15 protein-coding genes are annotated in these 21,881 nt (G+C 59.3%); 13 read left to right on the top strand and 2 right to left on the bottom strand.

What is annotated here, in order from left to right; translation table 11 throughout:
- The first annotated feature begins 203 nt into the window (after positions 1 to 203).
- Both ASF13_RS21275 and fabV read left to right on the top strand, forming a co-directional pair.
- Entirely contained in the window at positions 204 to 1,544 is a 1,341-nt protein-coding gene (locus tag ASF13_RS21275; RefSeq protein ID WP_056241441.1) for a D-serine ammonia-lyase, read from the top strand.
- A 122-nt stretch (positions 1,545 to 1,666) separates the two neighbouring features.
- The gene (gene fabV / locus ASF13_RS21270; RefSeq protein WP_056241437.1) at positions 1,667 to 2,866 is read left to right on the top strand and encodes an enoyl-ACP reductase FabV; all 1,200 of its coding nucleotides are present in this window, start codon (positions 1,667 to 1,669) and stop codon (positions 2,864 to 2,866) included.
- 248 nt (positions 2,867 to 3,114) lie between these two features.
- Here fabV and ASF13_RS21265 read toward each other — a convergent pair whose 3' ends face one another.
- Positions 3,115 to 4,134: a LacI family DNA-binding transcriptional regulator gene (locus ASF13_RS21265; protein ID WP_056241433.1), complete on the bottom strand. Its 1,020-nt coding sequence runs from the start codon at positions 4,132 to 4,134 to the stop codon at positions 3,115 to 3,117.
- Between the two features lie 111 nt (positions 4,135 to 4,245).
- Between ASF13_RS21265 and ASF13_RS21260 the strand changes: the two genes are divergently transcribed.
- Positions 4,246 to 5,250 carry a Gfo/Idh/MocA family oxidoreductase gene (locus ASF13_RS21260; RefSeq protein WP_056241430.1) on the top strand — a complete coding sequence of 335 codons (1,005 nt, stop codon included), beginning with the start codon at positions 4,246 to 4,248 and terminating at the stop codon, positions 5,248 to 5,250.
- Positions 5,251 to 5,622: 372 nt separating this feature from the next.
- Here ASF13_RS21260 and ASF13_RS21255 read toward each other — a convergent pair whose 3' ends face one another.
- On the bottom strand, positions 5,623 to 6,654 hold the full coding sequence (locus tag ASF13_RS21255) for a Gfo/Idh/MocA family protein (RefSeq protein ID WP_056241427.1): 1,032 nt from the start codon (positions 6,652 to 6,654) through the stop codon (positions 5,623 to 5,625).
- A gap of 503 nt (positions 6,655 to 7,157) precedes the next feature.
- Between ASF13_RS21255 and ASF13_RS24550 the strand changes: the two genes are divergently transcribed.
- The 10 genes from ASF13_RS24550 (at position 7,158) to ASF13_RS21220 (ending at position 21,849) form a co-directional block, all read left to right on the top strand.
- Positions 7,158 to 7,334: a hypothetical protein gene (locus tag ASF13_RS24550; RefSeq protein ID WP_156365637.1), complete on the top strand. Its 177-nt coding sequence runs from the start codon at positions 7,158 to 7,160 to the stop codon at positions 7,332 to 7,334.
- A gap of 2 nt (positions 7,335 to 7,336) precedes the next feature.
- The gene (gene tssK, locus ASF13_RS21250) at positions 7,337 to 8,680 is read left to right on the top strand and encodes a type VI secretion system baseplate subunit TssK (RefSeq protein WP_056241424.1); all 1,344 of its coding nucleotides are present in this window, start codon (positions 7,337 to 7,339) and stop codon (positions 8,678 to 8,680) included.
- Positions 8,677 to 9,366 carry a type VI secretion system protein TssL, short form gene (gene tssL / locus ASF13_RS21245; protein WP_056241422.1) on the top strand — a complete coding sequence of 230 codons (690 nt, stop codon included), beginning with the start codon at positions 8,677 to 8,679 and terminating at the stop codon, positions 9,364 to 9,366. The genes tssK and tssL overlap by 4 nt, the downstream gene beginning before the upstream one ends.
- On the top strand, positions 9,366 to 11,054 hold the full coding sequence (locus tag ASF13_RS21240) for an OmpA family protein (RefSeq protein WP_056241419.1): 1,689 nt from the start codon (positions 9,366 to 9,368) through the stop codon (positions 11,052 to 11,054). Before tssL ends, ASF13_RS21240 begins: the two co-directional genes overlap by 1 nt.
- A 215-nt stretch (positions 11,055 to 11,269) precedes the next feature.
- Complete coding sequence (locus ASF13_RS21235; RefSeq protein ID WP_056241415.1) at positions 11,270 to 13,624, top strand: type VI secretion system Vgr family protein; 2,355 nt, start codon at positions 11,270 to 11,272, stop codon at positions 13,622 to 13,624.
- A 53-nt stretch (positions 13,625 to 13,677) separates the two neighbouring features.
- A complete protein-coding gene (locus tag ASF13_RS21230; protein ID WP_056241412.1) occupies positions 13,678 to 16,044 on the top strand; it encodes a hypothetical protein in 2,367 nt (788 codons plus the stop codon).
- Complete coding sequence (locus ASF13_RS24545) at positions 16,031 to 16,624, top strand: hypothetical protein (RefSeq protein ID WP_156365636.1); 594 nt, start codon at positions 16,031 to 16,033, stop codon at positions 16,622 to 16,624. Before ASF13_RS21230 ends, ASF13_RS24545 begins: the two co-directional genes overlap by 14 nt.
- A gap of 363 nt (positions 16,625 to 16,987) precedes the next feature.
- Positions 16,988 to 17,251 (top strand): PAAR domain-containing protein, encoded by a 264-nt coding sequence (locus tag ASF13_RS23860; RefSeq protein ID WP_072166468.1) that lies wholly within the window; start codon positions 16,988 to 16,990, stop codon positions 17,249 to 17,251.
- 2 nt (positions 17,252 to 17,253) lie between these two features.
- Complete coding sequence (locus tag ASF13_RS21225; RefSeq protein ID WP_056241408.1) at positions 17,254 to 18,432, top strand: hypothetical protein; 1,179 nt, start codon at positions 17,254 to 17,256, stop codon at positions 18,430 to 18,432.
- Between the two features lie 21 nt (positions 18,433 to 18,453).
- Positions 18,454 to 21,849 carry an ImcF-related family protein gene (locus ASF13_RS21220; RefSeq protein WP_056241405.1) on the top strand — a complete coding sequence of 1,132 codons (3,396 nt, stop codon included), beginning with the start codon at positions 18,454 to 18,456 and terminating at the stop codon, positions 21,847 to 21,849.
- Positions 21,850 to 21,881: the final 32 nt, after the last annotated feature.

The following is a 21,881-nucleotide window of genomic DNA, read 5'->3' as shown; positions in this document are numbered from 1 at the left end:
TGTGCATAGATACCGCGCTAACCTCGCCAGCCCGATGTGGTAGCCGTTGGCAGGCGTTAATTATGCAGTTAGACTGCATAGATGTGGTTTTTCCTTTATTTTTCAGAATTTTGAATGCGATCAAATTTTGCCAGTTGCGGCACGTAACGCGGTTGCAACCCCCAAAAATTCGCAAAATGACCATTTTGCCAGGAGAAGAGTCTATGACCCTTGACGTCAAAAGTCTTAAGCAGAATTTTCCTCTGCTTGATGCGCTCTGTGCGCTACAACCTGTTAGCTGGTTCAACCCGGACTATGCCACGCTGGCGGCCGGCTACCCGCACGTAGGCCTGACCGCTGCCCAGGTAGCCGATGCAGCCGCGCGGCTGCACCGCTTTGCGCCGTACCTGATGAAGGTCTTCCCGGAGACGCGCGCCAGCCAGGGGATTATTGAGTCAGCGATCTGCCCGCTGACGCAGTTGCAGCCGGTGCTGGAGGCGCACTACCAGCAGCGGCTGGCGGGGCGGCTGTGGCTGAAGAAAGACAGCCATCTGCCGGTCTCCGGTTCGATCAAGGCGCGCGGCGGCATCTATGAGGTGCTGGCGCACGCGGAGCGGCTGGCGATCGCCGCCGGGCTGCTGCAGGAGGGCGACGACTACGCAAAACTGGCCAGTGATGACTTCCGCGCCTTCTTCAGCCAGTACCGCATCGCGGTCGGCTCCACCGGCAACCTCGGCCTGTCGATCGGCATCATCAGCGCGCAGCTCGGCTTTGAGGTGACGGTGCATATGTCGGCGGATGCCCGCGCGTGGAAGAAGCAGACGCTGCGCGATCGTGGCGTCAGGGTGGTGGAGTATCAGCAGGACTACGGCGTGGCAGTGGCGGAAGGGCGGCGTCAGGCCGGGGACGACCCGCGCTGCTTCTTTATTGATGATGAGAACTCGCACAACCTGTTTCTCGGCTACGCGGTGGCCGGCGAACGGCTGAAGCGGCAGTTTGCCGAACACAATATCGTGGTGGACGCCGACCACCCGCTGTTTGTCTATCTGCCCTGCGGCGTCGGTGGCGGACCGGGCGGCGTGGCCTTTGGCCTTAAGCTGGCGTTTGGCGACCACGTACACTGCGTGTTTGCCGAACCGACCCATTCGCCCTGCATGCTGCTGGGGGTGCATACCGGCCTGCATGATGAAATCTCCGTGCAGGATCTCGGTATTGACAACCTGACCGCCGCCGACGGCCTGGCGGTCGGCCGTGCCTCCGGCTTTGTCGGCCGCGCGATGCAGCGCCTGCTCAGCGCCTTCTATACGCTTAGCGACGAGGAGATGTATCGCCTGCTGGGGTTGTTACAGCGTCACGAGGGGCTGAGCCTGGAGCCTTCGGCGCTGGCCGGGATGGCCGGGCCGTGGCGCATCAGCGCGCAGCCGCAGGAACTGGCCGCGCAGGGCATCAGCGCAGCGCAGTTGTCGCAAGCCACCCACCTGGTGTGGGCGACCGGCGGTGGCATGGTGCCAGCGGAAGAGATGGCGAAATATCAGGCTGCCGCTGAAAAACTGCTGGCAGATTAAGCACTATTTGTACAGAAAGCAGGCTAAGGGCCGCTGTTTGCGCATGTGCGCTTTGCCCTGGCGCGGTGAAAGCGGTATCCTGACGCCTGTATTTAATAAAAAAAGTCTCTATTGAGGTCGACATGATTATTAAACCACGTATCCGTGGCTTCATCTGTGTTACTGCCCATCCGGCAGGTTGTAAAGCTAACGTCAAACAACAGATCGATTACGTCACTGCGCAGGGCCCGGTGGCTTCCGGCCCGAAAAAAGTGCTGGTGATTGGCGCCTCAACCGGTTACGGCCTTGCCGCCCGCATCTCTGCGGCCTTTGGCTGCGACGCCGACACGCTGGGCGTGTTCTTCGAGCGCGCCGGTGAAGAGACCAAACCTGCCACCGCCGGCTGGTACAACTCTGCTGCGTTTGAAGAGTTTGCCACTGAGAAGGGCCTGTACGCTAAAAGCATTAACGGCGACGCCTACTCAGACGCGGTTAAGCAGAAAACCATTGAACTGATTAAGCAGGATCTGGGTCAGGTTGACCTGGTGGTTTACAGCCTGGCCGCGCCGCGCCGTACCCATCCGGTTACCGGTGAAGTGTTTAACTCCACCCTGAAGCCGATCGGTAAACCGCTGGTAACCCGCGGCCTGAACACCGACAAAGAAACCATCACCGAAGTGGCGCTGGAGCCGGCTAACGCCGAAGAGATCGCCGGTACCGTGGCGGTGATGGGCGGCGAAGACTGGCAGATGTGGATCGACGCGCTGCTGGAAGCCGGCGTGCTGGCGGAAGGCGCGAAAACCACCGCCTTCACCTACCTCGGCGAGCAGATCACCCACGACATCTACTGGAACGGCTCGATCGGTGAAGCGAAGAAGGATCTGGACAAGCGCGTGCTGACCATCCGTGACACCCTGGCCGCCCACGGCAACGGCGACGCCCGCGTCTCGGTGCTGAAAGCCGTCGTAACCCAGGCCAGCTCTGCTATCCCGGTGATGCCGCTGTACCTGTCGCTGCTGTTTAAAGTGATGAAAGAGAAGGGCACCCACGAAGGCTGCATCGAGCAGGTTTACGGCCTGTTTAAAGACAGCCTCTACAACGCCTCGCCGATTCTGGATGACGTTGGCCGCCTGCGCGCCGACTACAAAGAGCTGCAGCCGGACGTGCAGGGTGAAGTGTCTCAGCTGTGGCCAACCGTCACCGACGAGAACCTGAACGAGCTGACCGACTTCGCCGGCTACAAGGCCGAGTTCCTGCAGCTGTTCGGCTTTGGCCTGGCGGGCGTCGATTATGACGCAGACGTTAATGCCGACGTGAAGATCAAAAACCTGGTGCAGATGTAATCTGCCCGGCGCTTCAGAGTACGATCAGGGCGACCCATAGCGGTCGCCTTTTTTTTTGTCTTATCGCGCATTGCAGCAACAAAGGGAGTCACCTGAAGCAGATTCGCAGGCGGACGACATCCACGCCGCGCGGTACGTGGCGCTGCCGGGGCTGTTCCGTCCTGGCCACGCACTACAGCCACTGACCTGCCTGTATCATACGATCGTTAAAGCATGCTGCGTTGGTGGCAGGCTGGTCAGTTCAGCCGTCACTGCTGACAGTTCTCCCGGGTATAGAGTAAAAACTCCACCTTCCCATCCTGATACTCATCCGGCTGTGCATCCTGTTCCAGCCTGTTCAGCATCAGCGTTAACGCGCGCTGGGCGTGCTCGCGGGTGTTCTGATCCAGCGTCAGCGCTACCACGTTCTGCGCCAGCAGGCGGCGGGTGGTTGGATAAAGTTCATGGGTGATAAACACCACGTCTGCCAGCCGGTGACGCGCCAGCGCCTCGCCAATATCCGTGTTGCCCAGCCCGGTGTTGTAAATGCCACGGATTGTCGGACTCTGGTAGAGCTGTGCCTCCAGCTGGCGACCGATCTCACGGCGATCGTCCATCGCCGTCAGCACCTGGTGCAGCCGCAGCTGCGGAAACTGGCTGGTAATCACCGCGCTGAATCCCTCCACTCGCTGACGGTGCGCCAGATAGTCCATCCGCCCGCTGATAATCACCACTTCACCCGGCCCGCTGAGCATTTTGCCCATCAGCAACCCCGCGGTGCGCCCGGCCTGTAGCTGGTCAATGCCGACGTGGCACAGCCGGCAGGCGCCCGGCAGATCGGTCGCCAGCGTAATCACCGGCACGCCGCGTTCCCGGCACCGGGCCAGCGCGGCAAGCACCGCCGGGTGTTCATGGGCAAAGATCATCAGGCCGTCGCGCTGCTCACTGGCACGCAGAATTTGCGCGGCCAGCCGCTGCGGATCGCCTTCCGCCACCAGCGTGCGGTGCAGGGTCAGGCTGCGGTAGCCAATCTGGTCGGCCAGCTGGCTGAAGTGTTCACTCAGCTGGCCGAAGAAGAACGCTTCGTTGCTGCTCAGCAGTAGTTCGACCTGCCACGGGTGGCGATGAGCGTCGGGCAGCAGGCGGTTCAGACCGGCCTCACGCGCCGCCGCCAGCACCCGGCGGGTGGTGGCGGGTGAGACGCCGCCGCGTTCGTTGATCACCCGATCCACCGTGGCGATGCCCACGCCAATCTGTTTCGCCAGCGCTTCCAGCGTGATTTTCTTCACTGTTTTCTCCGCATGATGGCTTCCCATCAAAATCCCGATTCAGCCAGTATAGGCACTGGGGTTATCCTGGCAACGATTCGTTAACTTTCACCTGTTTAAAGGCGTCATTCAATGGCACAGAAGCGTAAGTTTGCCCTGCTGGGTACCGGTTTTATTGGTCAGGTTCATGCAAAAAATCTGGCGTCCCATCCCGATATTGAGCTGGTGATGGTTGCCGATTGGGATGCGGCGCGGGCGGCAGAGGTGGCCAGTCTTTATGGCGTGCGTGCCGGTAGCGTGGCGGAGGCGATCAACCATGATGCTATCGACAGCGTACTGATCGCCACTTCCACGCCGTCGCACGCCGAGTTTCTGGCGGCCTCGGCGGCGGCGGGCAAGGCGGTGTACTGCGAAAAGCCGATCGATCTGTCGCTGAGCAAGGCGCGTCGCGTGGTGGATGAAGTCGCACGTTATGACGTGCCGGTGACCGTTGGTTTTAACCGCCGTTTTGATCCGAGCCACAATCAGCTTAAGCAGCATTTAAAACAGGGGACGCTGGGCCGTGCGGAGCTGATTCAGATGGTGTGCCGCGCCTCCGAGCTGCCGCCGCTGAGCTATCTGCAGAGTTCCGGCGGGCAGATGCGCGATCAGGCGATTCACTTTTTCGATCTGCTGCGCTGGCTGACGGAAGAGGAGGTGGAGACGATCGGCGCGCTGGGGTCGGCGCTGGCGATGCCGGAGATCGCTGAGTTTGGTGATGTGGATACGTCGGTGCTGATGATGAAGCTGACCAGCGGGGCGCTGGCGCAGCTGGATAATACCCGCCGCACGGCTTACGGCTATGATGAGCGGATTACGGTGTTGGGCGATAAGGGGATGGCGGATTCGTCGGCGCAGAGTCCGCAGGGGGCGACGCTGTATACCACCGGGGGGATTACCCGTCCGGCGCTGTATGCGGACTGGTTTAACCGGGTGAAGGAGACCTATTATCTGCATCTGGATGCGTTTGTGCGGTCGCTGAACGGCGAGTCGGTGCAGGTGCCGGGGTTGCATGACGGGTTGCAGGCGCAGGCGATTGCGGAGGCGGCGGTGAAGTCGCTGGAGACGGGGCGTTTTTGTTCTGTTGAGCGGATTTAGGGCAAGTCGTCTGGGTGGTTTGGGGCTCGTTGTCTTTGTGATCGAGATACCCCGGGCCTGTCAGCGGGCGACCCTGCGCGGGTTACCCCGCTCCGGGCTCATCCCGCTGCCCTCCCGAAAAATGGGCTGTGGTTTTGGCTGGTGGTTTTAGGGCACGTTGTCTTTGTGATCGAGATACCCCGGGCCTGTCAGCGGGCGACCCTGCGCGGGTTACCCCGCTCCGGGCTCATCCCACTGCCCTCCCGAAAAATGGGCTGTGGTTTTGGCTGGACATTTTTGAGCCTGGGAGCGGGTTTAACAAAGGGCCGGGCGATAAACGTCCGGCTTTTTTCTTCTTAATTCTTCGCAGATACCGCTTTATTGGGGCGTGCATCACTTCTCTTCGTTAAACACCTGACCAATCTGGCGGCGCACTTCGTCGATGGCGTCGAGGGTGGCGATCGAGAGTGACAGCGGGCGGATCGGCGAGTCGGTTTTGCCCTGACCGACGCACCAGGCGAAGTGGACGGCTTCGTGGAACAGCTGGTCGTAGCGGTTGCGCGGTTCGTCCCAGGTGAGGGTTTTGCCGCCCTGGCTGGCGGTGAGGGTGAACGGGCCAGGGGCGTAGAAGCAGCCGTCGGTTTGCAGGGTGGCGTCGCGTCCGGCGATAACGGCGGCGCCCGGGGTGTTGCTGAACAGGGTGGTGTTGAGCACCGAGTGCATGCCGTTATTGTGCGTCAGCAGCATTGAGGTCTGGCCGTTGAGGCCGCCGGCTACCGACTGGCCGGCGGCGTGGATAGTGGTGGGTGCGCCTGCGACTTTAACGCTGAGGCCTATGAGGTAGCTGCCGAGATCCATCATCGGGCCGCCGGCGAGGTCGGCATTGAAGATGCGGTGATCGGGGGTGAAATACTCGCCGTGGTCGGCCAGCAGGGTGTGCAGGTCGCCCAGCGCGCCGTCTTCCAGCAGCTGGCTGATGACGTCATATTTCGGCAGGAAGTCGCACCACATCGCCTCCATACAGAGCAGGCCTTTGGCGCGGCTGAGTTCGGCCAGCGCGCGCGCCTGCTGCCCGTTCAGCGCCAGCGGTTTTTCGATCAGCACGTGTTTACCGGCCTGTAAGGCTTTGAGCGCATCCGGGTAGTGGTGGTTGTGGGGCGTGGCGATGTAAACCGCATCGATATCCTGTTGTGCCAGCAGGTCGTCACTGCTGCCGAAGGCCTGGGCGATGCCCGTTTTGCCGGCAAAGGCGCTGGCGCGTTCATAAGAACGCGAAGCCACGGCCACCAGTTGCTGTGCGGTACTCTCTTTCAGTGATTTGGCAAAACGCTCGGCGATCCAGCCGGGGCCAATAATCCCCCAGCGCAGAGCGGGTACGGCGTGCGGATCCTGGATGCGGGCTTTAGGCAGGTGAGAAGGAAACATGACAGCTCCTGATTATTTCGTAGGGTAATCAACGGGTACGCGCCGTTGCGCGGCGGCGATATTTCACTATAGACAGCGCAGCGGGGGGCGGAAACGGCTTTGATGATGGAAAGCCATCAATGTCGAAACGTCCGAAGCGCTTCTGCCAATGAGGCGGCGGCGGTCGCCGCTGGTGAAAGCATTACGGCCAGACCTGTGCGTATTAAAGAGATTGCGTTAATAGAACCATTAATTATTTTTGATCATATCATGCGGTAATATCACTTTATTCTCTTTTTTATGAACAATCTTCATCGATCCTAAAAAATAAATTTTGTCTTAATAATAACCAGTTCATTCAAGCTGTTAACAGTAATAATTGGAAAATTCCTATATAAATCAGATCACATTTTACAATCAGCCCCTTTGATTACGTAAAAAAGGCTGAGATATAGTTACCCCTGTACACATAAGGAAAGTGTGTTTAACGCCCGCTTTCCATGCCCATTTTTACAGGAGTAACTATGAGTAATACTTATCAAATAATGGGCCGTAAAGCCTGTGCCAACCATGACATAACCCATCCGCACAACCTGCCGGTGGGGTTGCCCCCATCGTTAAACCTCTTCACTGCTCTTACCCTGGCTGGCAACAATCGCGAAACGAACCTCAGCCGACTTTTCCGCGAAATGAACGTATGACCATGAAAATTTATCGCCCGTTATGGAGTGAGGGAACGCTGTTGTCTCCACAACAGTTTCAGCAACAGTGCGAATGGGAGTCTTTCCGCAGTGCAGGGGTGTCATCGCTGACATCGCCGTTCCCGTGGGGGACGGAAAACGTCGAGCTGGATGAGGGCCTGCTGTCATCCGGCCTGATCCAGGTACGGCATCTGCGGCTATGGCTACCCGACGGCACGCTGGTCGATACGCTCAGCAGCGATCTGCCCCCTGAACCCCGCGAACCGGGGGCAATGGCCGGGCAGGATGCGCTAACCGTCCTGCTGGCCCTGCCGCTGATGCAGCCGGGAATCACTAACGTAAAGAGAGCAGCATCTGCGGCTGAACGGCCTTTGCGCTACCGCGAAGAGTGGGTCACCGTGGCCGATGCTTTCGGCCCGGAAGAGGAGTCGATGGCGGTAGCCCGCCATGAGCTGGCGTTGCGCTTCGGCCATGAAAACAATGATGAATGGCAGACCTGCCCGGTTGCCCGCCTGATCCGTGACGGCCAGACCGGCTGGCGGCAGGACCCGGAATTTATCGCCCCGCTGGCGCTGTTCTCTGCCAGTTCCTCATTGCGCGAGCGTCTTATGTTACTGAACCGCCAGCTGCGCTCCCGCCGTCAGCGGCTGATGTCGATGCGCCGCGAAAGTAATGAGCGTCTGGCCGACTTCGCCGTGGCGGACGTGTCGCTGTTCTGGCTGCTCAACGCCCTGAACTCCCACGCCAGGATACTGACCGAATACGAGCGTTTCCCGGCGCGCCACCCTGAGCAGGTGTGGGCCGAGCTGGCACGTCTGGCCGGCAGCATGCTGACCTTCTCGCTCGATCACGACCTGGACGCCATACCCGGTTATGACCATGCCGAGCCGGCTAGAACTTTCCCGCCGCTGTTCGAACTGATCGCCGGCCTGCTGGAGGCCAGCCTGCCATCACGGGTGATTGCGCTACCGATGTCGCGGCCTGATCCACAAACCTGGAAAGCCTCGCTGCATGACCTCCGCCTGCGTGAGGAAGCGGATCTGTACCTCTCCGTGCGGTCAGATATTCCGGCATGGCAGATTGCCGAACGCTTCCCTGATATGTGTAAAGCCGGTTCACCGGACGATGTTAACACCATCTACAGCGTGTCGCTGAAGGGGATCCCGCTGATTGCCGTCAGTCGGGTTCCCGCCGCGTTACCGGTGCGTCTTGAGAACCACTATTTCGCGCTGGATATGGCAAGTGCGGCGGCCAGCAGCATGCAGGAACAGGGCGTATGCATGTTCTACGTGCCTTCGCTGCTCGGCGCACTCGAGCTTGAATTATTTGCGGTGATGCGTTCATGAGAACAGATATCGATATCGATCAACTAATGGAAGACACCTGGCTGACGGTGGCGCTATTGCGCCAGGGAGCGGTGATACCAGACGGAAACGCGCTCTACCAGAACTGCTGCCGCCAGGTTGATAACGCCCGCAAGGCGTTACAAAACGCCGGTTACGACGAGGCCAGCATCGGACATATCACCTATGCCCAGTGCGCACTGCTGGACGAAACCGTCATGAGCCGTAAGCCGAAAAATGTCGAGGCGGGGGAGGATGCCGTCCCGGACGAGGGGCAGCGCGCCTGGCGCACGGCCCCTCTGCAGGCGACGTATTTTGGCTCCCTCCATGCCGGAGAAGCTGTCTGGGATCGCATCGCCGACGTGTTGCGTCAGCCCGCCCCCAGTGATGCGGTACTGGTGTGTTATCACCGCATCCTTGCTCTGGGTTTTCAGGGACTTTTCAGCGTAAAAACCGTTAGCCAGACACAGCGTGATGACACGTTCAGCGCCCTCAGCGAACGGGTTCCTGCGCCGAATGCGGGCCTGTCTCTGCTGGTACACCGCCCAGGGAGACGTCGTTACAGTCTGCTGCGCTCCGTCGGGTTCTGGATTGGATTTGCTGTGCTACTTACCGGGCTGGTATGGCTGGGTGGTCATCACTGGCTGCAGACGTTGCTCTCTTCTCAGTTAACGGAGCTGCGACGTTAATGCGTAAATCAGCCGTCATCTCTGGCGTGTTACAGGTTCTGGCAGGCAGTACCGCGCTGCTGTGGCTACTGTGGTATTTCGTTCCGGCCGCGTTGTGGGTCAGCGTGCTGTGCACGCTGGTGATTATGGGGATGGCAGGCCGGATGCTGTGGTTGTGCTGCCGTCGACCGGCCGCCTCAGAGGAAGACCTGCCGGTCAACGCGCTGTCGCTATCAGATACGCAGGGGCCGATTGTCCTGGTCTGTGGTGATGGTCTCGATGCGTTATTTCCTGACCAGCCAGTACGCCACACCGCGCAGGGCTGCTGGATTAGCGTGGGCGACGTCAGCACGCTGACGGATGTTGTCCGCGCCGTCCGGTCACAGCAGCCGCAGCGTGTCGGGCAACTCTGTGTGATGTATGCCTGCCTGCCGGACGGTCATCAGGATGAAGGCGTGCTGCGCGCCTCGGTCAAAACCCTGCGTCAGCACATCAGTAAGCTGCATGCCCTGACTGGATTTGACCTGCCGGTGGTGCTGAACGGCCAGTTTTCCGGCCCTGACACGCCGTGGATGCTCGTACGTGGCCGCCAGGCAATGGCTTGCCCGGCAGATGAGCCGATGCTTGCCTTTGAGGAGTGGCAGCAGGCGGCTGATAACCTCAGCAGGCTGCCGGTACTGAGCCAGGCATTTGGCTTTATCCGTGAGGTGATCGTCGATGAACTGACCACCGCGGACCGTCTTTGCCCGCCGCTTTACCCCTTTGCGGTGGTGTTGCGTGTGGGGGCCGCGGGGGGAGAAGGCGACTCACTGTGGTCCCGGCGCCTGTTCGCCCGTACCGGCCTCCGTTTACCCCCTGCCGTTGTTCATTCTGAACACGGCCAACGGTTTGCCGATGCGCTGCTGCCGATACTCACCCCCTTCACGTCGCCGGCGCAGGGCGGGGAAGGCGCGCGCAGGACGGTGTGGATCCTGCTGTTCTGTGCGCTGGCCGCTATCGGCTTCTCGCTCAGCAACAACCGCGACCTTATCCAGCGGATCGGCATTAGCCTGGCACGCTGGCACGCCATTCCGATGGATCACTACGTGCCGAAAGCACGGGCGCTGGCCTCCCTTAAGCAGGACGCGCTGCTGCTGGAACGCTGGCAGCGCCAGGGGGAACCCCTGAGCTATGCGCTGGGGCTTTATCCCGGGCAGCGCCTGTGGCTGGCGCTGCAGCAGGCGATTGACAGCTGGCTTCCTCCTCCATCCAACGCGCCTTCAACGCCGGTTACGGACGTGCCCCCGAGGGTCGTGCGCCTCGACAGCCTGTCGCTGTTTGACACGGGTAAATCGCTGCTTAAGCCCGGGTCACTGAAGATGCTGGTTAACGCACTGGCGGATATTAAGGCCCGCCCCGGCTGGCTGATTGTGGTAGCCGGGCACACCGACAGCAACGGCAACGCGCAGGCCAACCAGCAGCTGTCGCTCAGGCGTGCCGAAGCGCTTCGCGACTGGATGTTATCAACCAGTGACGTCCCGCCAGGCTGCTTTGCCGTACAGGGCTACGGGGCCACGCGCCCGATCGCAACCAACGATACCCCGGACGGGCGCGCGCTCAACCGCCGGGTCGAAATCAGCCTGGTGCCGCAGGCGGATGCCTGTCAGGCCCCAGCAACGCCACCCGCATCAGTATCCGAACGCGGGATCGCACCACACAAGGAGAAGTAACTGGTGGCAATTTCCGTCCGTGCACCGTGCAGGTGACGCGTAATACAGCCCTCAACAGGCGGTTCGCCGCCTGCCGTTTTGTTTGCTGAGCCGCCGGCGGCCGGCGGTTCAGCAAACATAACAATCTGCCTGTCTTTTGACCTGATGCGCTCGGGTTTACAGCGATGGGCGGTAGCGTGCCTGAACCTGATTCGCAACGGAGAAGAGAACACGATATGGAACCCCAAACCGCCCTGACCGCCGTCGGCATCCTGCTGAACCAGTCCCGCTACCGCATGGACGTACACGGCTGCCCGCACTTTCTTGACGTGCTGAACTTCCGCGCGGAAGAGGCCCTGAGCGAGGTCTGGCTTTACCGCGTCGTCGTTACCTGTAGCGCGCCGGATATCGACTGCGCCACGCTGCTGAACAAACCGGCGTCATTCACCTTTCAGGTGCCGGCGTTTACCGGCGCACCGGCCACCCCGCTGCGCACGGTCTACGGCGTGGTGCAGTCGTTCTGCCGCCTCTCCACCTCGCCCGACGAGTCCCGCTACGCCCTGCGCCTGGTGCCGCGCATCGCGCTGCTGGCGCACACCAGGAGCAGCGAAATTTACCTTAACCGGTCGGTCACCGATGTGGTGGACGAGGTGTTGCGCAGGCACGGGCTGGCGGGGGCGGACGTTGAATTTCGCCTGTCGCGCGACTACCCAACGCGCGAGCTGATTACCCAGTGGCGGGAGACGGACCTGACGTTCGTGCAGCGCCTGCTGGCGGAGGTGGGCATCTTCTGGCGTTTTGAGATGGACGAACGCCTTGAACAGGAGGTGGTGATTTTCCAGGACGCGCAGGCGCACTATCAGTTCGGCGTCACCCTGCCGCTGCGCAATCCGGCGGGTTCGGGGATGAGCGACGCCGGACAGGAGAGCGTCTGGGACATCCGCACCGCCTCCCGGGTGGTGAGCGGCGGCGTGGCGACCCGCGACTATAACTACCGCGAAGCGCTGGCCCCGCAGGACAGCCGCGAGAGCCTCCGCAGCGCGGACGGCATCAACACCGGTGAGGTTTACCACTACGCGGAGCCGTTCGCGTCCGCGGGCGACCCCGACGACCCGGAAAGCGGGGCCTTTTACGCCCGCCTGCGCCATGAGCGCATCCTCAACGGCCAGCACCGCGTCAGCGGGCGCTCCACCAGCCCGCGGCTTGCCCCCGGCCAGGTGCTGGAAACCGACCGCGGCCTGCCCGCCGTCGCCCGGGACGGCATCGTTATCACCCGGGTGCGCAGCAGCGGTTCTCGCAACAGCAGCTTTGCGCAGCGCTTTGACGGCATCCCCTACGGCGAACGGGTCTGCTACCGCCCGGCGCGGATTAACCGCCCGCTGATTGCCGGCGCGCTGCCCGCGCGGGTGGAAAGCAGCGGGAAGGGCGATATTTATGCCTGGCTGGACGACCAGGGGCGCTACCGCGTCAGGCTGGACGTTGACCGCAACGGCACGGAGCAGGGCTATGCGTACCTGTGGCTGCGGCTGGCGAAACCTTACGCGGGGGACACGTACGGCTGGCACGCCCCGCTGACGGACGGCACCGAGGTGGCCGTGGCGTTCGACGGCGGCGACCCGGACCGGCCGTACATTGCTTATGCCCTGCACGATTCGGCGCACCCGGACCCGGTCACCCGCGACAACCACACGCGCAATATCTGGCGTACGCCGGCGAACAACGAGCTGCGCATGGAGGATTTACGCCAGAAAGAGCATATCCATCTCACCACCGAGTACGGCAAAACCCAGCTCGGCATGGGGCACCTGGTCGACGGGGAGAACGCGCGGCGCGGCGCCGGTTTTGAGCTGCGCACCGATGAGTACGGCGCGGTGCGCGCGGCTAAGGGGCTGTTCCTGACGGCGGAGCCGCAGCCGAAGGCGCAGGGCGAGGTGCTGGAGATGGCGCCGGCGGTTGGGCGGATAAAGCAGGCCAACGCGCAGATGGAGGCGCTGAACGGCGCGGCGAAGGCGGCCGGGGCGCTGGCGTCGGACATCCGCACCCAGCTGAGCCTGGTGAACGAGCGCATCGAAGAGCTGCGCTCGGCGGTGCTGCTGGGCAGCGCGCCACGTGGCGTGGCGCTGACCTCGGGCGAACACCTGCAGCTGGCCAGCGCGCGCAACACGATGGTCAACGCCGGGAAGCACCTGGACGTCGGCGCGATGAACAACCTCTCCGTGACGGTGGAAAAGGCGCTGGGGCTGTTCGTCCACAAGGCCGGCGCGAAGCTGGTCGCGAACCAGGGCGACGTTGAGATACAGGCGCAGCACAACGCCATGGCGCTGTTCGCAAAGCAGCAGGTCACGATTACCAGCAACGACGGCGAAATCATCATCAGCACGCCGGAGACCCTGACGCTGAACGGCGGTGGCTCGTACCTGAGGCTGAGTGAGAACGGTATTGAGCACGGCTCACGGGGGGAGTTTATCGTTAAGGCGTCGGAATACCTGGTGACGGGAAAGGGGGCGGATATGCCCGTTAAGACCCCTGAATTTGACCTGAGTGATAGTAGTGAAAAGAGAAGGATCATCAGTAAAGCATTCAATGACTAAACCTAAGCCTGATGGCATCGGGTATTTATCGCACCCCGCATGGAGCAACGACAATGGACATACCCGTAAACAATAGAGGTAACAAGAAAATATGTTACCCCATAGCGAAAAGGAGCGGTCAGGAGTTTACCCGGCAGGAAGAGATCCTTGCCCATCTGGCCGGGGAATCTACCGGGCTGTATATGATTGGTCGTAACGGCATGTGGCACGGCGGTATACATATTACCCATGCAACAACGCCCTGGTGTGCCCTGAGCGGTAAGGCCGCGTCTGAAAAAACGGACTTCCCGCTCGCTTATAAAGGTGAACGCGCCGTACGCTGCATGGTCGATGGTGACGTCGTGGCCTACCGTATCTGTAAAGACTATATGCAGATTAAGTGGAGTGGCGGGCCGCTACACTGTTCCGGCTCTTTTGTGCTGGTTCGGCATTACATTCAGCCGGGAGAATCAGAAAAAAGCGGGCTGCATTTCTACACGCTGTATATGCATCTTGCGCCTTATTCTGCCTATGAAAGCCCGCAGCAAGAAACACTCTGGGTGGTACAGGACAGGCTGGCAGCCTGGGATCCGGAATGGGTGATGGTGGCCGGTTCGGATAACGCCACCGCCAGGAACACCTGGCGCAGGGGAACGCTTCCCAAAGGGGCGATTGTTGAGTGGGATCAGACCGACACTAACCTGCATGCAACGGCCTGGAACCATCGTGGATACGGACTGGTCACCTTCAGAGGACTCGGCGAGGAGGCACAAAAACGGGGCGCTAAGTCCTCGCTGACGCCCGGTCAGCGGTACTGGATACTGGTGGATAAGAACAATATCTCCCCGCTTAACGCAGGTGCCACTCAGCCTTGCTGGTGGCGGGCGCTGTTACCCCCTGCCAGAGAAGTGATGAAGTTTGACCAGGTTGTCTGCCCGGATCCTTTTGCCATCAGCGCCGGGGATTCGGTCGGCCATCTGGGATATTTTCAGGCGGCGAAAGACTATGGATATGAGGCGCGTTATCAGGTCCATATTGAGTGCATCAGCATGGATGATAATCTGCCGGCATTCCTGACTAATCCGGATAAAGCAGGCGGAAAAGACCCTCTCTGGCTGAAATATTCACCGGATATGACGTTGTACGGTAAAGACATCAAAACCGGCACCTTCGCTAAGGACGGCAGGTCGACGGCCCGGACGGGCATTCTGAGACTGGACGGCGTATCGGCAGAGGCCGACAGCGGATCCGGGCAGGAGTACTGGCGGCTTGCTGCGGAAAATGGCTATCTTCCGAAGGGAGAAGGCGGGCCGGAGCTGTTATCTCAGTATGACCTGGCAAAACTGGGGTTCAGGACGGAAATATCAGAGCCGGAGAGTTTTGACTACCTGAACGGGAAAAAACAGCCACAGGGCCTGGTCCGCAACCTGTTTCAGGCGTTATTGAATGCTGCAAAGGATGATACCCGCGTCAGCCATGCGCTGGTTCCGTATAACTACCAGCGACTGCTGTATAAGATCGACAGCGGCGAAAAAGATTATTCGCCGCTGGAATACCTTAGCGCCCTGCACAATCCCTCATACCGGGACGTGGTGCTGAAAACTATCGTTAAGCATCCGAGCGACTGGTACCACAAAAAAGGTGATGCCATCTGGCAGACGTTTCTTGCGCCGCTGAAAAAAGACGATCTGAGCTGGCACAGATACAGCGAGGAGTTTCTGGATAAAATGGCGTGGATGCAGGAAGTTACGACGGAGAGGCTTGGACCTTCGCTGTGGCATATGCATCCGGTGATGTTTCTTGGTGCATTGCTCAAAGAGAGAAAGCGGGGATGGGCGCACAGTAAATTTGGTTATTTCCTTGGGGGTGTTGAATCTAAAAATGATTACACGGCTTACAACGTACATATCACCTATGCACCACACTACAAAACAGGATTAACTTTAATGACGATCAGGCAAGTAAGGGATTCTCAGGATGATAATTCAGCAAGCGGATTATTCGCAACAGGTAGGTTTCAGATTATTCCTGAAACTTTGCGAGCTGCCATAAGGGAGCTTGATTTGGATGTTGACTCTTTTTACGACGAAGATATGCAAGATAGAATTTTTGAGGGCTACCTCATTAAAATAAAACGCCCAGCACTCATAAACTATCTCGAAGGGGATGGTGATATCGAGGATGCCATCTATGACTGGGCGAAAGAGTTTGCATCAGCGGGCGTTAGAAAGGGAAGGCTGATAAGTCGATCTAATAAAGAGTTCGAAAAAAATGAAGATGGCACCTACAAACTTGATAAAAACAAAAAGAGAATAGGAGTACAACGTAGGGCGCTCAGTGAAGGTGTTTCCTTCTATTCAGGTGATGGTGTGAACAAATCGCATATCAGTCCTGAAGAAATGGTTCGAGTACTAAAGGAGTCTAAAGATGAAAAAAATTAAGAAAGTGCCCTTTTTTTTGTTGGTCATTTCTTTCGCCACAGTTGCGGAGAGAGATGTTAAATATAAGTTTTCAGATTTCCATGTAAGGGAGTTTTTGGGCGGATTTTCAGATAGAATAAGACTCTCTGATACCGAGAAACATTATTCTAAAAAATGGAAAAATTACGTTCAGAGCGAACTAATTAAACCCGTTAACTTCTCTGGACACTATAGGGTAGCTATCAGCAAAAATGGCGAACTGCCACAAGAATGTGGCAATAAAGGGTGGGTGTGCGGATGGGTATTGGATAAACTGTCTGGAAGGGTTGTCTCAGAATTGCCAATGTTTAATGACAACACCAAGTATTTTTTGACCATTGATAATGGTACACCATTGCCTGATTTGTTTTTTGCAGAATTCTATCCAAACAGTTCAATGATAAGGGTGTCGGGACAGAACCGCCCTAAAAAAAAGGCAGGCATCATCCGATGTGCTAATTCTGCATATGAATTCAAGAATGAAATATTTACAAATCTTGATTCAGGTCGTTGTGTGATTGATGTAGGTAGTGATATGAATGCTGATAAATTTTTACCATAGAAGTTGATTTTTTGTAGGTTTTTTTAAAAAGGATTGTTGTGTTTCGGTTTTTTTCTAATTTAGTTTCTATTTGTTGATTTACAAAAAATGGAGCGTCCGGGTCTTCCTCCTGCATCAAGTAAATCTAAGGAGTGTTAAATATTTAAAAAAGCATGCTGTAATCCCCGTTATTAGTTTTTCGATTAGTGCCTGTGCGGGGCTTTTCGGAAGTGATGATTTTAAATTTGGCAGTAACCTATCTCCCTCCCTGGCGGAGATCGTGAAGAGTAATCGTTAATTGTCACAAACATGCGCCCGTAGCTGAGGGTGCATATCTGCGTATCTACTATCAAATCCAGCAACTTCAAAAAGAGGCAACATCACATGCAACCTATTATCCGTAAAGGCGACAGAACAACCCACGGCGGGTCAGTCATGAGCGGTTCCGCAACCATGAAATTTGGCGGGGTTGAAGTGGCCCGCAAGGGCGACACGGTTTCCTGCCCGCTTAAGGGGCATGGTCCCACCACCATTATCGAGGGAAATCCTGACTACCTCGATCATGGGATTCCGGTAGCCTTCCACGGCCATCGGTGCGGCTGTGGTTGCACCCTGATCAGTTCATTTGCTGCGGCAAAGGTTGGCTGACGATGCCTGTCTGCCTGGATGCCATCCCGGATCCGGCCCCGCCGGTTCCCCGCCCCGATACCCGCCGCTGGCTGCTGTTGCTGGCGCTGATGATAATGGGCGGAATAGCTTTAGTACTGCATAGCTGGGCGTCGGAACGCAGCGGATTCGTGTTCTGGTTTACCGCGCTGGGCCTGCCGTTTTGTCTCTGGGGCCTGATTTTCTCCCTGCGGCGCTTTGCCTATAAAGCCGGGCAGGTCGCTGCCGAAGCAAGAAATGTGGAGCGTGAGAAGCTGATTGACAACGAAATCCGTCGTGGCCAGCGATGTGCCTGGATCCTTGGCTGCCATATTCAGACCCCGGCAGCCAGCACGCCTGCTGCTTTGCTCGAATCCTGGTCCAGGACTACCCCGATGTTCGACCTGGCTCTGCCACGGGGAGGCAGCTCCCCGGTCAGATATGCGGCATTGCCGGAGCTGCAGGAAAATTTCTCCGATCGGCTCATGACCGCCATCAGCTGGCTCGCGGATCGGGCGTGGGAAATCGTTAAAACTCTGCCAGGGGATATCCCCTGCTGGCTGATGCTTGACTGTGACGACGATCTTTATGCCCAGGTGAAAGCGAAGCTGGCAGAAGGCCTTGCAGAGGTGACCGGCCGACATATCCGCCCGCTTAACGGCAGCGGAATGGACGCTCTCGATGGCTGGCTGGATCAGGCGTGGGGGCGTCCCGGGATTTTACTGGCGGTGACGCTGTCGCTGCCCGCCAGGCCCGAGCAGGGGGATTGTGATGCCATCACGCTGGTGGTGCTCAGTAATCGTCCGGCCGCTGTTTTTCCGGCAGCTCTGCGCCTGCATCGTCCGGAAAAAGGGGCGCCTGAGACGCTCGGATGCGCGTTAACGCGAGCGCTACTGTGGGCCAACGCTGAACCCGGAGCTCTGTGCGGAAGCTGGTACAGCGGCAAGGCGTTGAGTCAGGCCGGTGGCTGGAACAGAGCCTGTGAGGAGCAGGGCGTTACCTTCAGCCTGACCACAGATAACCGTGCTATCGACGCCGTGCTGGGCTATGCCGGCCGGGCGTCACCATGGCTGGCGGTGGTGCTCGCTAACGGCGTGACTGAGCAACAGGGGCCGCAGGTTATCGCCGTTCAGCCGGGCGCTGACCGCGATGACATATGGGTGATGGTTATCACCCAACACTAAACACCTAAGGAATCACAGGGAATGTCCAGGGTTAAAGTCAAAACACTTATCGGAGCCACCGTCGCCGTTCTGTTTTTTATGACCGCGACAGTCACGTTTCTGCTGTACGCCTTTCCACAACAGGTCGCTTCCGCAACCGCATTAGGGCCCTGGCAGGAGCAGCGTATCCTGACGTTTTGTGCCGTGATGGTCGCCGTGCTGTTTCTGGTTGGCTGGCTGGTAGAGAGAGCCTTCGATTTTGCCGGTCAGTCAGGGCTGTACTTTCACTGGCGGGTAAAACGGGAGCGGATCGATGTTCACCCAATCGAAACCCTGGCCAGCCGTGATGAAAACAACAACATGTCGTTCAACGCTGCGCCAGTCACCGAACACCTAACCCTGCGTTACGATCGCCGCTGGAAGCGCAAAGTCCGCATCCTGATGGTTCACGGCCTCGATGACGATATCGAAAAAGCCGTTCCTGGTCTCAGCCGCGATCTCTGGCAGGAGAGTAACGGCATTGTCCTGATCCACGGCGGCGATGCAGGAGCATCACCGGATGAGACGTTCCTGCAGGCCGTGCGTCAGCTGCGCCCGCACCGTCCGATCGATGGCATCGTGCAGGTGGTTAACAGGGTTAGCCTGCCGTCAGAAGCGGAACGCGATGCCTGCCTCCGTTGTCGTCAGAAGGCTGACAAACTGCTGGGCTGGCAGGCTCCGGTCTGGCTGTGGCTGATCGATCCCGCCGCGGGGGATCAGGACGGGCGCGAACTGGCCGCCGTGGGTTCGCTGTTTGGGGCTGGAGCGACGGCTGAAGAGGCGGTGGCATCGCTGGATACGCTGGTGCCGCGCCTGCGCACCGCGGGCATGGTTCAGTTGCTGAACGAGGCCCGTCATGACTGGCTGTTACGTCTGTCATCACGCCTGCGCGGGGATCTGAAAGCCCGCCTCAGCCTGTTATTAACCGGCCTGATGCAGGGCCCGGCACCGTACCGCCTGTCCGGCATCATCATCGCTCCGCAACTGGCAGGGGCGAGTACGGCGGCCCACGTCCGGTTGACCAGCCCAGGCTGGCTGGCGCTGGAGGAAGACAGCCATCAGGTTACAACGAGAAAGCTGACCTTTGACCGGCTAAAGACGCTGCGCCTGCTGCTGCTCTTCCTGATGATGCTGTGGTGCGCCGGGACGCTGCTGTCCCTCGCCGTTAACCGCACGCAGATTTATCAGGCGCAGGAAACGGCCCGTCTTGCAGCCAGTACCGAACTGCCGCTGCCGGAACGCCTGCGCAACCAGCTGATGCTGCAACAGGCCATCGCCCGCCTGCAGCATCGGGAGTCCCGCGGCGCGCCCTGGTACACCCGTTTCGGGCTGAATCAGGACGGCGATACGCTGACCGCGCTCTGGCCGCTGTACGCGCGTAATAACACCCTGCTGATGCGTGATGCCATTACCGCCTGGCTTGTGCAGCAGCTCGATGCCTTTGTGCAGCTGCCGCCCGGCAGCCCGGCCAGATCGCAGGGCACCCGGCACGCTTACCAGCTGCTCAAGGTCTACCTGATGCTGTCCCGCCCGGATAAAGCGGATGCGGCATGGCTGGCGAAAACCGCGCTGACTGTCTGGCCGAAACGGCAGGGCGTGCCGGACGGCACCTGGCAGGAACTGGCCCCGAAACTGCTGGGTTTTTATGCTCAGAACCTGCCGGCACACGCGGAATGGCGAAGCCAGCCGGAGGCGGGGCTGGTCAGCACCGTGCGCCAGATCCTGCTGAAACAGATTGGGCAGCGCAACGCCGAGTCCGGACTGTATCAGGAGATGCTGAAACGCATTGCCAGCAACTGGCCGGACTTAACGCTGAGCGATATGACCGGCGACGCCGATGCTTCCCCGCTGTTCAGCACCCAGGAAGTGGTGCCGGGCATGTTCACCCGTCAGGCGTGGCAGGAACAGGTGCAGGACGCGATTAATGAGGTGGTGAAAACCCGCCGCGATGAGATTGACTGGGTGCTGTCGGACAAGAAACACCCGCCGGAAAGCGGGATGTCGCCGGAAGCGCTCAGGGCGCGCCTGACCGGGCGTTACTTCAGCGACTTCGGCAACGCCTGGCTGAACATGGTGAACAGCATCCAATGGCATGAAGCGACCTCCCTCTCGCAAGCCGTTGCCCAGCTCAGCCTGGTGGCTGACGTGCGCCAGTCACCGCTGGTCGCGCTGATGAACACCCTCGCGTGGCAGGGGAAAACCGGCGAGAAAAGCGGGCGGCTTGCCGATTCAATCGTTGACTCGGCGAAAAAACTGATCGGTCATCAGAGAAACGAGAAGCAGTTTATCGCCCAGGCGCAGGGGCCGCGCGGCCCGCTTGATGACGTTTTTGGCCCGCTGATCGGCGTGATGACCGGAAAAGAGGGCGCCGGCAGCAACGGTAACCTGAGCTTTCAGTCCTGGCTGGCCCGCGTCACCCTGGTCCGCCTCAAGCTGCAACAGGTCACCAGCGCGCCCGATCCGCAGGCGATGTCGCAGATGCTGGCGCAGACGGTGTTTCAGGGCAAAGCCATCGACCTGACAGATACCCGCGATTACGGCAGCCTGATGGCGGCCAGCCTCGGGCAGGAGTGGAGTGGCTTTGGTCAGGCGCTGTTTGTTCAACCGCTGGATCTCGCCTGGCGTCAGATGCTGGCCCCCGCAGCGGGTAGCCTGAACGCCCGCTGGCAGGGCGCAATCGTCGAACCGTGGAATAACGCCTTTGCCGGGCGCTATCCGTTCAAAGCGACCGGTAGCGATGCCTCATTGCCACTGCTGGCCCGCTTCCTGCGCGGCGACGCCGGACGCATCACCACCTTTCTGAAAGCCAATCTCGGCGGCATCCTGCATCAGGAAGGGAACCACTGGGTGGCGAATACGGCCGCCAGCCAGGGCATGACGGTCAATCCGCAGTTTCTGAAGGTGATCAACCAGCTGGCAGATATCGCCGACACCGTTTTCGCCCAGGGGGACGCCGGTCTGCATTTTGAACTGATGGCTCGCCCGTCACGCAATATCGCCCGGGTTCAGCTGACGATTGACGAGCAAAATCTGGACTATTTCAACCAGATGGAAAGCTGGCAACGCTTCGCCTGGCCGGGGAATACCTACTATCCCGCGGCACAGCTAAGCTGGCGCAGCGTCAAAAGCGGCATGCAGTTATATGCCAGCCACCAGGGCAACTGGGGACTGATTCGCCTGCTGGAGACGGCGCGGATTGCTCCGATCGACAGCGGCCGCACGCAGCTGATGTGGTCTACGCCAGGGGGGGATTCACTGCGGATCATTCTGCGTAGCGAGCTGGGCGAAGGCCCGCTGGCGTTACTGCAGCTGCGGAATTTCAGGCTGCCGGAACAGGTTTTTCTCGAACGGGCCGTTGCCCCTGATACGTTAGAAAACAGGTTGTCAGATCACGGATAAGCAGCGCCCGATGTTCCTGCGCCGGGCCAGCA

The sequence above is a fragment of the Erwinia sp. Leaf53 genome, assembly GCF_001422605.1.
Taxonomy (GTDB): domain Bacteria; phylum Pseudomonadota; class Gammaproteobacteria; order Enterobacterales; family Enterobacteriaceae; genus Erwinia.
The sequence above is the reverse complement of the archived record's forward strand: the minus strand, read 5'-3'. Positions and strand labels throughout refer to the sequence as shown.